The organism is Pseudomonas sp. LB3P93 (assembly GCF_054898025.1).
Map to the genome: position 1 here is coordinate 6,024,773 of NZ_CM142713.1, position 12,237 is coordinate 6,037,009.

General features: G+C 60.9%; 10 protein-coding genes. 7 read left to right on the forward strand and 3 right to left on the reverse strand.

What is annotated here, in order from left to right:
• Window positions 1-50 precede the first annotated feature (50 nt).
• The 6 genes from ACYZT8_RS27590 to yccS all read left to right on the forward strand — a co-directional run bounded on the left by ACYZT8_RS27590 (window position 51) and on the right by yccS (window position 9,736).
• Window positions 51-1,493 carry a TldD/PmbA family protein gene (locus ACYZT8_RS27590; RefSeq protein ID WP_461977400.1) on the forward strand — a complete coding sequence of 481 codons (1,443 nt, stop codon included), beginning with the start codon at window positions 51-53 and terminating at the stop codon, window positions 1,491-1,493.
• Entirely contained in the window at window positions 1,493-2,830 is a 1,338-nt protein-coding gene (locus ACYZT8_RS27595) for a TldD/PmbA family protein (protein WP_461977402.1), read from the forward strand. Before ACYZT8_RS27590 ends, ACYZT8_RS27595 begins: the two co-directional genes overlap by 1 nt.
• 135 nt (window positions 2,831-2,965) lie before the next feature.
• Complete coding sequence (gene mdtD / locus ACYZT8_RS27600; RefSeq protein WP_461977404.1) at window positions 2,966-4,393, forward strand: multidrug transporter subunit MdtD; 1,428 nt, start codon at window positions 2,966-2,968, stop codon at window positions 4,391-4,393.
• A gap of 239 nt (window positions 4,394-4,632) precedes the next feature.
• Window positions 4,633-5,970 (forward strand): ATP-dependent RNA helicase DbpA, encoded by a 1,338-nt coding sequence (gene dbpA / locus ACYZT8_RS27605; protein WP_461982632.1) that lies wholly within the window; start codon window positions 4,633-4,635, stop codon window positions 5,968-5,970.
• A gap of 138 nt (window positions 5,971-6,108) precedes the next feature.
• Window positions 6,109-7,287 carry a BaiN/RdsA family NAD(P)/FAD-dependent oxidoreductase gene (locus ACYZT8_RS27610; protein ID WP_461977406.1) on the forward strand — a complete coding sequence of 393 codons (1,179 nt, stop codon included), beginning with the start codon at window positions 6,109-6,111 and terminating at the stop codon, window positions 7,285-7,287.
• Window positions 7,288-7,552: 265 nt separating this feature from the next.
• A complete protein-coding gene (yccS, locus tag ACYZT8_RS27615; protein WP_461977408.1) occupies window positions 7,553-9,736 on the forward strand; it encodes a YccS family putative transporter in 2,184 nt (727 codons plus the stop codon).
• A gap of 123 nt (window positions 9,737-9,859) precedes the next feature.
• Here the strand turns inward: yccS and ACYZT8_RS27620 are convergent, their stop codons facing one another.
• Window positions 9,860-10,597 (reverse strand): substrate-binding periplasmic protein, encoded by a 738-nt coding sequence (locus ACYZT8_RS27620; RefSeq protein WP_461977410.1) that lies wholly within the window; start codon window positions 10,595-10,597, stop codon window positions 9,860-9,862.
• A gap of 257 nt (window positions 10,598-10,854) precedes the next feature.
• On the opposite strand from ACYZT8_RS27620, the gene ACYZT8_RS27625 reads away from it, so the two are divergent.
• Window positions 10,855-11,307 (forward strand): GNAT family N-acetyltransferase, encoded by a 453-nt coding sequence (locus tag ACYZT8_RS27625; RefSeq protein WP_461977412.1) that lies wholly within the window; start codon window positions 10,855-10,857, stop codon window positions 11,305-11,307.
• Between the two features lie 119 nt (window positions 11,308-11,426).
• Here ACYZT8_RS27625 and ACYZT8_RS27630 read toward each other — a convergent pair whose 3' ends face one another.
• Window positions 11,427-11,723, reverse strand: coding sequence for a winged helix-turn-helix domain-containing protein (locus tag ACYZT8_RS27630; protein ID WP_461977414.1), 297 nt, complete (start codon window positions 11,721-11,723; stop codon window positions 11,427-11,429).
• A 20-nt stretch (window positions 11,724-11,743) separates the two neighbouring features.
• Entirely contained in the window at window positions 11,744-12,235 is a 492-nt protein-coding gene (locus tag ACYZT8_RS27635) for a M48 metallopeptidase family protein (RefSeq protein ID WP_461982634.1), read from the reverse strand.
• Window positions 12,236-12,237: the final 2 nt, after the last annotated feature.

Sequence of the window (12,237 nt, forward strand, 5' to 3'; positions counted from 1 at the left end):
CCCCTTCGCAACACCGTTACACCGCCACTCCATACCAAGGAGGTTCCCGAATGTTCGATTTCCACCCCCAGCTCAAGCAGCGCTTCGCTGCCTTGCGCACGGGCGCTGAATTCTTTTCGCTGCGTTATGTGCGCGAGTCCGGCCAGTACCTGTCGGTGCGCAAGAATGTCGCCGAACCTCCAAGCCTGAGCCGTGACGAAGGCGCGATGCTGACCGTGCGCGTCAACGGCGTCGAAGCCTACGCCGCGACTAACGACCTGTCGCAACAAGGCCTGCAAGCCGCGCTGGAAAAGGCCGAGCAACAAGCCCGCCGACTCAAGCCTCACGCATTGCTCGACCTGAGCGCGCAGATCGTCTCCAGCGATCGCGCCGACTACTTCTCGCCGAACTTCGACCAGCCCTTCCCGTCCCTGAGCGATTGCTACCAACTGCTCGGCGCCGAATCCGCGTCCGTGCCAAAGGACGAGCGGCTGGTGAACTGGCAGGTCAGCATCGGCATCACCAACGTCGAGCAGATTTACCTCAGCAGCGCTGGCGCCGAACTGCGTCAGGCCCAGCGTTTCGTCTACCCGAGTCTGGAAGTCACCGCCTACGACGGCAGCGACAGCCAGACTCGCACCCTCGGCCGCGAGAACTTCGGCCAACAGGGCGGTTTTGATGTGATCAGTCGCTGCGGCCTGGTAGGTGCCGGCCCGAAAATCGCCGATCAGGCGCTGCAATTGCTGTTGGCACCCAACACTCCACAAGGTCCGCGCGACCTGTTGCTGATGCCCGACCAGATGATGCTGCAGATCCACGAGTCCATCGGCCATCCGCTGGAACTCGACCGCATCCTCGGCGATGAACGCAATTACGCCGGCACCAGTTTCGTCAAGGCAGAAGACTTCGGCCATCTGCAATACGGCTCCAAACTGCTGAACGTGACCTTCGACCCGGACATCCCCGAGCAGCTCGCCAGCTACGGCCATGACGACGACGGCACCGCTGCGAGCAAGCAATTCCTGATTAAAGAAGGCCTGCTGCTGCGTCCGTTGGGCGGCGCGCTGTCGCAATTCCGAGCCGGCATGGACGGTGTCGCCAACAGCCGCGCCTGTGGCTGGAATCGCCCGCCGATCGACCGCATGGCCAACCTGAACATCGAGCCCGGCGATCAGCCGCTGGAGCAACTGATCGGCAACATCGAGCACGGCATCATGATGTCGACCAACCGCTCGTGGTCCATCGACGATGCGCGCAACAAGTTCCAGTTCGGTTGTGAATGGGCTCAGTTGATCGAAAACGGCGAGCTCAAAGGTGTGGTGAAAAACCCGAACTACCGGGCGATTTCCGCGCACTTCTGGAAGAGCCTCAGCGCCGTCGGCGACGCCAGCACCTCCAAGGTGCTGGGCACGCCGAACTGCGGCAAGGGCGAACCGAATCAGGTCATCCGCGTCGGCCATGCCTCGCCGGCCTGTGTGTTCAGCAACGTGGATGTATTTGGGGGAGACGCCTGATGAGTACTTCGAACAATCAGGCCGAGTCGTTCAAGGCTTTGGTCAACTGGTTGCGCGATGCGATTCGCGAGCCTGAACAGTTCACCCTCAGCTACGCCGCCGAGTCCTCGGCCTTCGTGCGCTTCAACCACGCCAAGGTGCGCCAGGCCGGCCAGGTGCAGCAAGCGAGCGTCGGTTTGAAATTGATCAACGATGGCCGGCACGCCGACCTCAACATCACGCTGGCCGGCGATGCAGAAGTCGACCTTCAGCGGCTGGCCGAAGGTCTGCAACAGCTGCGCGAGACCTTGCCATTGCTGCCGCAGGATCCCTACCTGCTGCTCAACCACAATGGCTGGCAGAGCAAGAACGTGCAGGATCATCCGCTACCGGACACCGAGCAGGTGGTGGCCGAAATCACCCAGGCGGCCGAAGGGCTGGATCTGGTCGGCTTCTACGCCGCCGGCCCGATCAGTCGCGGTTTCGCCAGTTCTTCGGGCGCGTTCGGATGGCATCAAGCCAACAGCTTCAATTTCGATTTCAGTCTGTTCCACGAAAATGGCCAAGCGGTGAAGGCCAGCTACGCCGGGCACGACTGGAACAGCGAAGGGTTTGCCAAGCGCTTTGCGCAGGCGCGCGAGCAGTTGGCATTCCTGGGCAGACCGCAACACACCTTGGCGCCGGGTCAGTACCGCGCCTATCTGGCACCGGCAGCCTTGGGAGAAATCATGGACATGCTGGGCTGGGGCGGTTTCTCGGCGCAGTCGATTGCCAGCAAAAACAGTCCGCTGCAGAAGCTTTACGCGGGCGACAGTGCGTTCAGCCCGTTGGTATCGGTCGATGAAAAGGTCAGCGGTTCGTTGAGCCCGGCGTTTTCGGGCGAAGGGTATCCGCGCAGCGATCTTGGCTTGATCGTCGACGGCAAGGCCGGCGCGCAGATGGTCAGCTCACGCAGTGCCGCCGAGTACGGCCTGACCGCCAACGGCGCCAGCGGTGGTGAAATGCCGAGCGCCGTGAACATGGCGGCGGGTGCGTTGCCTGACGCAGAGATTCTCAAGCAACTGGGCACCGGTTTGTACATCAGCAACCTCTGGTACCTGAACTACTCGGACCAACCGGCGGCACGTCTGACCGGCATGACGCGGTTTGCGACCTTCTGGGTCGAGAACGGCGAGATTCAGGCGCCAGTCAGCACGATGCGCTTTGATGACAGTGCTTACAGCTTGCTGGGTTCGCAGCTGGAAGCGTTGACCGAAGAGCGCGAGCTGATGTTGTCGGCCAGCACGTACAGTCAGCGGGCAACGGCGTCGGCGTTGCTGCCTGGAGCGCTAGTCAGCCGACTGACCTTGACCCTCTGACCCGATCGTTCCCACGCTCCGCGTGGGAATGCAGCCCGGGACGCTCCGCGTCCCTGCCGAAGCGGACGCGGAGCGTCCATTGAGGCATTCCCACGCGGAGCGTGGGAACGATCATCTCCGACAACAAGAGGTTCCATGCCCAACCGCCCGCCTCTCGACGCTGTCACTGCCCGCTGGGTGCCGTGGGTCGTCGCCATCGCTTTTTTCATGCAATCCCTCGACGGGACCATCCTCAACACCGCCCTGCCCGCCATGGCCCGGGACCTGGCCGAAGATCCGCTGCGCATGCAGGGCGTGATCATTGCCTACATGCTCACCGTCGCATTATTGATCCCCGCCTCGGGCTGGATCGCCGATCGTTTCGGCACCAAGAAAATCTTCTTCGGCGCCATTCTGCTGTTCAGCCTCGGCTCATTGCTCTGCGCGTTGTCGAGCACCCTGAGCATGCTGATCGGCGCGCGGGTGATCCAAGGCCTGGGCGGTGCGCTGATGCTGCCGGTCGGGCGGTTGGTGGTGCTGCGCGCCTACCCGCGCTCGGAGCTGGTGCGAATCATGGGCTTCATTACCATTCCCGGATTGCTCGGCCCGTTGATCGGCCCGACCATGGGCGGCTGGATGGTCGAATACCTGACCTGGCACTGGATCTTCCTGATCAACCTGCCGGTGGGCGCTGTCGGCTGCTACGCCGTGTGGAGGTTCATCCCCGACCTGCGCGGCAGCGAACGCACGCGTTTCGACAGCCTCGGCTTCTTGCTGTTTGGCGCGGCGATGGTGCTGATCACCATCGCCATGGAAGGCCTCGGCGAACTGCACCTGCCGCACTTGCGCGTGATGCTGTTGCTGTTCGGTGGCATGGCGTGTCTGGCGGCGTATTGGTTGCGGGCCGGGCACATCGATAATCCGCTGTTCGCGCCGTCGCTGTTCAAGACCCGAACGTTTGCCGTGGGCATCCTGGGCAACCTGTTCGCCCGTTTGGGCAGCGGTGCCTTGCCGTTCCTCGTGCCGTTGCTGCTGCAAGTGGCGCTGGGTTACTCGCCGTCACAGGCCGGGATGAGCATGCTGCCGCTGGCGGCTGCGGCGATGGTCGCCAAGTCGGTGGCGCGGCCGTTGATTGAACGCCTGGGTTATCGCATCGTGCTCACCGGTAACACTTTGGCGCTGGGACTCATGCTGGCGAGCATGGGCCTGGTCAGCGAACAGACACCGTACTGGCTACTGCTGGGGATGCTGGCGATTCTCGGCGCGATCAACTCCTTGCAGTTCACCGCAATGAACACCGTGACCCTGATCGACCTCGACGACGCCAGCGCCAGCAGCGGCAACAGCCTGCTGTCGGTGGTCGCGCAATTGTCCCTGAGCCTCGGCGTTGCCTGTGCCGGCGCCTTGCTCGGCGGCTTTACCGCAGAGATCGGCAACGACGGTGTGGACACGGTTCTGAGGGCCTTCCAGCTGACGTTTGTGACGGTCGGAATCATGGCAATGCTGGCCGCGACGATCTTCTCGCAGCTTTCACCAAAGGATGGCCGACGGACGGTCAGCCGCGAGCACGATATAGAGCACTGACTTGTAGCAGCTGCCGAGGCACGAGGCTGCGTTGCGTGTCCGCAGGACCGCCCGGGGTCCTCGGGGGCCGCTTCGCAGCCCAACGCAGCCTCGTGCCTCGGCAGCTGCTACAGGGCTACTCGTCCAGAAGTTGCAGGTGGAGCGCGCGGGACTGATACACTGCGCGACATTTTGTTTTGCAGGCCAGTCCCGTGACCACCATCGCCACCGCTTTTAATACTTTGCCGCTGTCCGCCGCCATGCTGGCTAACCTCGACTCCCTCGGTTATGCCCAGATGACGCCGATCCAGGCGCAAAGCTTGCCGGTGATCCTCAAGGGGATGGACCTGATCGCCCAGGCCAAGACCGGCAGCGGCAAGACCGCCGCCTTCGGTATCGGCCTGTTGAACCCGATCAATCCGCGCTTCTTCGGTTGCCAGGCACTGGTCATCTGCCCGACTCGCGAGTTGGCTGACCAGGTCGCCAAGGAACTCCGTCGTCTGGCCCGCGCCGAAGACAACATCAAGATCCTGACCCTGTGCGGCGGCGTGTCCTTCGGCCCACAGATCGGCTCGCTGGAACACGGCGCGCACATCATCGTCGGCACCCCGGGCCGCCTGCAGCAACATTTGCGCAAAGGTTCGCTGGTGCTCCATGGCCTGAACACGCTGATCCTCGACGAAGCCGACCGCATGCTCGACATGGGTTTCTACGATTCCATCGAAGAAATCATCGCCCAGTGCCCGGAGCGTCGCCAGACCCTGCTGTTCTCCGCCACGTACCCGACGGGCATCAAGCAGTTGGCCGCGAAGTTCATGCGCAACCCTCAGATCGTGAAGGCCGAGGCGTTCCATGACGACACGCAGATCGAGCAGCGTTTCTACGAAATCTCTCCGGAAGAACGCATGGACGCCGTGGTCAAAGTCCTTGCGCATCACCGTCCGGCGTCCTGCGTGGCTTTCTGCTTCACCAAGCAGCAGGTTCAGGAAACCGTCGATCACCTGACCGCCAAAGGCATCTCCGCCGTCGGCCTGCATGGCGATCTGGAACAGCGTGACCGTGACCAGGTGCTGGCCATGTTCGCCAACCGCAGTACTTCTGTGCTGGTTGCCACCGACGTCGCCGCGCGCGGTCTGGACATTGATGCACTGGACATGGTGATCAACGTCGAGCTGGCCCGTGATTCGGAAATCCACATTCACCGTGTCGGCCGTACCGGTCGTGCGGGCGAGAAAGGCATCGCGATCAGCCTCGTTGCGCCGTCCGAAGCGCACCGCGCCCAAGCCATCGAGCAACTGCAGAATTCGCCGTTGAGCTGGGATCAGCTGGACAACCTCAAATCCCAAGGCGGCGGTCCTCTGCTGCCGGTGATGAGCACGCTGGTCATCGGCGCTGGGCGTAAAGACAAGGTGCGTCCGGGCGACATTCTTGGCGCACTGACGGGCGATGCCGGCATTCCGGGTGCGCAGGTCGGCAAGATCGCGATTTTCGATTTCCAGGCTTACGTGGCTGTTGAGCGCGGAATCGCCAAGCAAGCCTTGCAGCGCCTGAACGACGGCAAGATCAAAGGCCGTTCGCTGCGCGTTCGTATCCTGTAAGGATCTTTCTGATCGTTCCCACGCTCTGCGTGGGAATGCATCCCGTGACGCTCCGCGTCACATAACGGCGGACGCAGAGCGTCCATGGCGGCATTCCCACGCAGAGCGTGGGAACGATCATTGTGTGAGGACACCGTTTTGCGCTCTACCGAAGTCGTGATCATTGGCGCTGGCGCCGCAGGGTTGATGTGTGCGCTGACCGCCGCCGGGCGTGGGCGCAAGGTGATGCTGCTCGACCATGCGAACAAGGCCGGCAAGAAAATCCTGATGTCGGGCGGTGGCCGCTGCAATTTCACCAACATGTACACCGAACCGGGCAATTTTCTCTCGCAGAACGAACACTTCTGCAAATCCGCACTGGCGCGCTACACCCAGTGGGACTTCATCGGGATGGTCGCCAAGCACGGCGTGCCGTACCACGAGAAAAAACTCGGCCAGTTGTTCTGCGATAACAAATCCAGCGACATCCTTGAGATGCTGCTCAATGAATGTGATCAGGTTGGCGTGAGCCTGCACCTGGACACGTCGATCCAGACCATTGAGAAGCTCGAAAGCGGTTACTTGCTGGACACCACGCTCGGTCAATTGACCTGTGAATCCTTGGTGATCGCAACGGGCGGTCTGTCGATCCCGACGCTGGGTGCGACGGGTTTCGGTTATCAGGTCGCCAAGCAATTCGGCCACGACTTACTGCCGACCCGCGCCGGCCTGGTACCGTTCACCATCACCGATCAGCTCAAGGAGCTTTGCACCGAGCTGTCCGGGACTTCGGTGGATTGCCTGGTGAGCTGCAACGACCAGAGTTTCCGCGAAAACATCCTGTTCACCCATCGCGGCCTCAGCGGGCCGGCAATTTTGCAGATTTCCTCGTTCTGGGAATCCGGCGACACGGTAGAGATCAACTTGATGCCGGACCACGACGCGTCGACCTGGCTGCAACAGCAGCAAGCCGAACGTCCGAACAGCGAGTTGAAAACCCTGCTGGGGGAAATCTTCACCAAGAAGATGGCCAACCTGCTGGCGGACAACTGGTTCGTCTCCAAACCGATGAAGCAGTACACCCACGCAGAAATCGCCGACATCGCCGAGAAACTGGCGAGCTGGAAAGTGGTTCCTGCCGGCACCGAAGGCTATCGCACTGCCGAGGTGACGCTGGGCGGCGTGGATACCAACGAGGTGTCGTCCAAGACCATGGAATCGCTGAAAAGCCCTGGCTTGTACTTCATCGGCGAAGTGCTCGACGTGACCGGGCATCTGGGCGGCTTCAACTTCCAGTGGGCCTGGGCCTCCGGTTACGCTGCCGCGCAATTCGTCTGATCCCACAGTTCTCTAATGTGAAATGCAATCACTGTGGGAGCTGGCTTGCCAGCGATGAGAGCACTGCATCCAACATTTTTGTTGACTGTCAGACCGCTATCGCTGGCAAGCCAGCTCCCACAGGGTTCTTTGCCAATCTCAAAGATTGCGGTCGGCACAGGCAGTCAAAGGAACAGATTTTGCTGTCAGATGTGATCGACGCCATTGCGTCGGCGTCATTACTGGCTCAATTTAGCGGCATTGCCTCGGAAGGCCTTCGCACTTCATGTCATCGACCTCATTTCGTCAGTCTCTGCGCCGCCTCTGGGCGCTGGATAAATTCAGCTACAGCGTGCGGGTGTTCATCGCCCTGACCGGCAGCATGGCCGTCTGTTGGTATCAGGATGAAATGGGGCTGCTGATCCCGTTGTTCCTTGGGATTATCGCCAGCGCCCTGGCCGAGACCGACGACAGTTGGCAGGGCCGCCTCAACGCATTGGCCGTGACGCTGGTGTGTTTCCTGGTCGCCGCGCTCTCGGTCGAACTGCTGTTCCCATATCCCGTCTTTTTCATCATCGCCTTCGCCCTGGCCGCGTTCTGCCTGACCATGCTCGGCGCATTGGGCGAACGCTATGGCGCGATTGCCTCTGCCACGTTGATTCTGTCGGTCTACACCATGATCGGCGTGGACCAGCGCGGCGGCGCGGTCACCGACTTCTGGCACGAACCGGTGCTGCTGGTGGCCGGCGCCGCCTGGTACGGCTTGCTCTCGGTGCTATGGCAGGCGATGTTTTCCAACCAGCCAGTGCAGCAGAGCCTGGCGCGGTTGTTCCGTGAATTGGGTTTTTACCTGAAACTCAAAGCGTCTCTGTTCGAGCCGATCCGGCAGATGGACGTGGAAGCGCGCCGACTGGAACTGGCCCAGCAAAACGGTCGGGTGGTGGCGGCACTCAACGCCGCCAAGGAAATCATCCTGCACCGGGTCGGCAACGGTCGGCCGGGCTCGAAAGTCAGCCGTTACCTCAAGCTGTATTTCCTCGCCCAAGACATCCACGAGCGCGCCAGTTCTTCGCACTACCCCTATAACGCGCTGGCCGAGGCGTTTTTCCACAGCGACGTGCTGTTCCGCTGTCAGCGCCTGCTGCGGCAACAAGGCAAGGCCTGCCGGGCACTGGCCGAGTCGATCCAGATGCGTCAGCCGTTCATCTATGACGCCAGCTTCGCCGAAGCGTTGAACGACCTGCACGCCTCCATCGAACACCTGCGCACCCAGAGCAACCCGGCCTGGCGCGGTTTACTGCGTTCTTTACGGGCACTGGCGGCCAACCTCGGCACCCTCGACCGCTTGCTCAGCGACGCCAGCAACCCTGATGCCCTGGCCGACGCCACAGATAGCAGCCTGCTCGACCGCTCGCCGCGCAGCCTCAAGGATGTGTGGACTCGCTTGCGTACGCAGTTGACGCCGACGTCGCTGCTGTTCCGCCATGCACTGCGCCTGCCCCTGGCGCTGAGCATCGGCTACGGCATGGTGCATTTGATTCACCCGTCGCAGGGTTACTGGATCATCCTCACCACACTGTTCGTCTGCCAGCCGAACTACGGCGCCACCCGGCGCAAACTCGGGCAGCGGATCATCGGCACCGCGATTGGTCTGACAGTGGCGTGGGCGCTGTTCGATCTGTTCCCCAATCCCTTGGTCCAGTCGTGTTTCGCGATCGCCGCCGGGGTGGTGTTCTTTATCAACCGCACCACCCGCTACACCTTGGCCACCGCCGCGATCACCCTGATGGTGCTGTTCTGCTTCAATCAGGTCGGGGATGGTTATGGACTGTTCCTGCCGCGGCTGTTCGATACCTTGCTCGGCAGCCTGATTGCCGGGCTCGCGGTGTTCCTGTTCCTGCCGGACTGGCAGGGCCGACGCCTAAACAAAGTGCTGGCAAACACCCTCACCTGCAACAGCATTTACCTGCGCCAGATCATGCAGCAATACGCCGCCGGCAAAAGTGACGACCTTGCGTATCGCCTGGCCCGACGCAACGCGCACAATGCTGACGCGGCACTGTCGACGACGCTGGCCAATATGCTCATGGAGCCGGGGCATTTCCGTAAGGAAGCGGATGTCGGGTTTCGATTCCTGGTGCTGTCGCACACCTTGCTCAGCTACCTGTCGGGATTGGGTGCGCACCGTGAAACCCAGTTACCGCAAGACATTCGTGAGCATTTGATCGACGGCGCGGGTGTTAGCCTGGCGGCGAGCATCGATGAAATAGCCCAAGGCTTGGCGAGCAAACAGCCGATTGCGATTCAGAGCGATGCGGAAGAGACGCTGGCCAATACGCTTGAGCAGATGCCGGATGAAATCGATGAAGGGCAGCGGTTGGTGCAGACGCAATTGGCGTTGATTTGCCGGCAGTTGGGGCCGTTGCGGACGTTGGCAGCGCACCTCATCAAGGACACCAGCGAGGCCTGAGTATCTGTGGTGACCGGGCCGGCCTCTTCGCGAGCAAGCCCGCTCCCACATTTGGAATGCGTTCCCCTGTGGGAGCGGGCTTGCTCGCGAAGGGGCCATCAGCCTCACCACAAAAACCGATCCTCACATCCCATGCTGCTTCATCAACCGCGCATAACTCCCGTCAGCCTTCATCTCGGCAATCTCGCGATCGAAATTGGCGACGATTTGCTTATGCTGCGGATTCTTCAGGCTAACCAAGATATGCAGGCTGTTCTCGCTCAACGCCTTGGGCAGGAACTCCACGGCATTGCGCACCTTGGAGGATTCCCGAGCCAGGTAATAGCGGGCGACGTACTCGTCTTCCAGCGTCAACTTGACCCGGTCTGCCGCGACCATGCGCACGGCCATGGCGAAGTTATGCACAGGGACTTTTTGCAGCGACACATCATCGTCGAAAGCCGGTGAGTAGGCATAACCTCGCACCACCGCAATCGGATAGGTGTGCAGTTGCTGCAGATTGTTGAACTCGATCGGCGCGTCCTTGCGCTTGAGAAAGCGCACGCGGTTGAGCAGATATTCGCCGGAGAATTGCCCCAGTTTGGTGCGTTCGTCGGTGTACCAGGCGTTGACCAGCACGTCATAACGGCCCTCGCCGACGCCGAGCAACGCTCGCGCCCAAGGCACCTGTTCGAAATCACTGGCATAACCGGCCCGGGCCAGCGCGGTGCTTACGATGTCGGTGGCCAAGCCGCCGTTGACCAGCGTGGCGTCGGTAAAGGGTGGCCACGCGTCCGCGACCAGACGCAGCTTTTCTGCTGCCGCGCTCTGTGTCAGCAACAGCAATCCAATCAAAGCAAACGCTCGATGCAATCGCGGCATGCTAGAAAATCCTTAGCGGGCGGGCTGCCCGGCGCATTTTTCTGCCAAAACTCCAAGACTCACGTACCGACACTCAGGTACTCAACATTAGCTCATTGGAGACACTGCACAGCGCTTCATCGCAGATTACACAAAGAAGACAGCGCCGCGCGAAATGAATGATGGCATTTTGGCCTTTGTCACAGATTTCTCCGCCATAAAGACATATTTCGCCGGGGCGCTTAGTATCGGAACGACGTTGCTCAAGGAAAGTGAAGATGACAATCGATTGGGTCTGCAAACACCACAGCGATCTGGGGAAAGAGCAGCTGTACGCCATTCTGCAGTTGCGCGCGGAAGTGTTCGTCGTCGAACAGAGATGCGCTTACCAGGATGTCGATGGCCAGGATCTGGAAGGTGACACGTGCCATTTGATGGCGTGGGACGGGGATCGGCTGGTGGCTTATCTGCGCTTGCTCGACCCGGAGCTACAGGGCGGCGACGTGGTGATTGGGCGGGTGATTATTGCGCCCGGAGCGCGTGGCACCGGGCTGGGGCATGAGTTGATGGCTCAGGCGTTGAAACAGGCCGGGAAGCATTGGCCGGAAATGCCGATCTATCTCTCGGCCCAGGCGCATTTGCAGGGGTATTACGGGCGGTACGGGTTTGTTGTGACAGGTGAGGAATACCTTGAGGATGACATTCCGCATATCGGGATGCGTCGCCCGTAATGATCGTTCCCACGCTCTGCGTGGGAATGCCTCAATGGACGCTCTGCGTCCGCTCTTGGGACGCGGAGCGTCCCGGGCTGCATTACCACGCGGAGCGTGGGAACGATCAGGGGTGAGAGCTAAGGATATTCCAGCACCGCTTTTATCTGCCGCAAATTGCGCTCGATCCACCCGCGATCAATCGCCCCCCATTCGCGAATCCGATAGCGCCCCGCATGGTTGCGTGCGCCCTCTTCCTGCTCGAACTCGCAAATAATGTCCAGATCCGCCAACGCCGCAATCGTGTCTTGCGCCGTGCGCCGGGGCATGCCGGTGACTTCGGTCAGGGCCGGGACGCTGCTGGCCAAGCCACTGTCGATAAGGTACGCCACGTACAACCGGCGATAAAAACTGGTCTTGGTCTTGCTCACATCCACCTGTGCACTCCTTGTTCTTTTTATTGCATATCCCGCCACGTCAGGTACACCCGCAGATCAAACTCCACCTGGTGATACCCCGGCAACATGTGTTCGCAAAGCTTGTAGAACGCCTTGTTGTGATCCGACTCCTTAAAGTGCGCCAGCTCATGCACCACGATCATTTTCAGAAATTCGGAGGGCGCTTCCTTGAACAACGAGGCCACGCGAATTTCCTTCTTGGCCTTGAGCTTGCCACCCTGCACCCGCGAGATCGTCGTGTGCAGACCAAGGGCGCGATGGGTCAGGTCGAGGCGGTTGTCGAATAACACCTTGTCGATGGCCGGCGCGTTACGCAGGTATTCCTGCTTGAGATCCAGGGCAAAGGTATACAGCGCCTTGTCGCTCTGCACGGCGTGTTGTTCCGGGTAGCGTTTGCTCAGGTAGTCGCCCAGCCGACCTTCGGCGATCAGCTGGCGCACCTGGTCCTGCAACGCTGCGGGATAGGCCTGGAGGTATTTCAACGCGGTCATCA

Excerpts from the sequence above, each read along its gene's own strand:
- ACYZT8_RS27590 (WP_461977400.1), top strand. The coding sequence starts at position 51 with ATGTTCGATTTCCACCCCCAGCTCAAGCAGCGCTTCGCTGCCTTGCGC.
- ACYZT8_RS27595 (WP_461977402.1), top strand. The coding sequence starts at position 1,493 with ATGAGTACTTCGAACAATCAGGCCGAGTCGTTCAAGGCTTTGGTCAAC.
- mdtD (WP_461977404.1), top strand. The coding sequence starts at position 2,966 with ATGCCCAACCGCCCGCCTCTCGACGCTGTCACTGCCCGCTGGGTGCCG.
- dbpA (WP_461982632.1), top strand. The coding sequence starts at position 4,633 with ATGCTGGCTAACCTCGACTCCCTCGGTTATGCCCAGATGACGCCGATC.
- yccS (WP_461977408.1), top strand. The coding sequence starts at position 7,553 with ATGTCATCGACCTCATTTCGTCAGTCTCTGCGCCGCCTCTGGGCGCTG.
- ACYZT8_RS27620 (WP_461977410.1), bottom strand. The coding sequence starts at position 10,597 with ATGCCGCGATTGCATCGAGCGTTTGCTTTGATTGGATTGCTGTTGCTG.
- ACYZT8_RS27625 (WP_461977412.1), top strand. The coding sequence starts at position 10,855 with ATGACAATCGATTGGGTCTGCAAACACCACAGCGATCTGGGGAAAGAG.
- ACYZT8_RS27635 (WP_461982634.1), bottom strand. The coding sequence starts at position 12,235 with ATGACCGCGTTGAAATACCTCCAGGCCTATCCCGCAGCGTTGCAGGAC.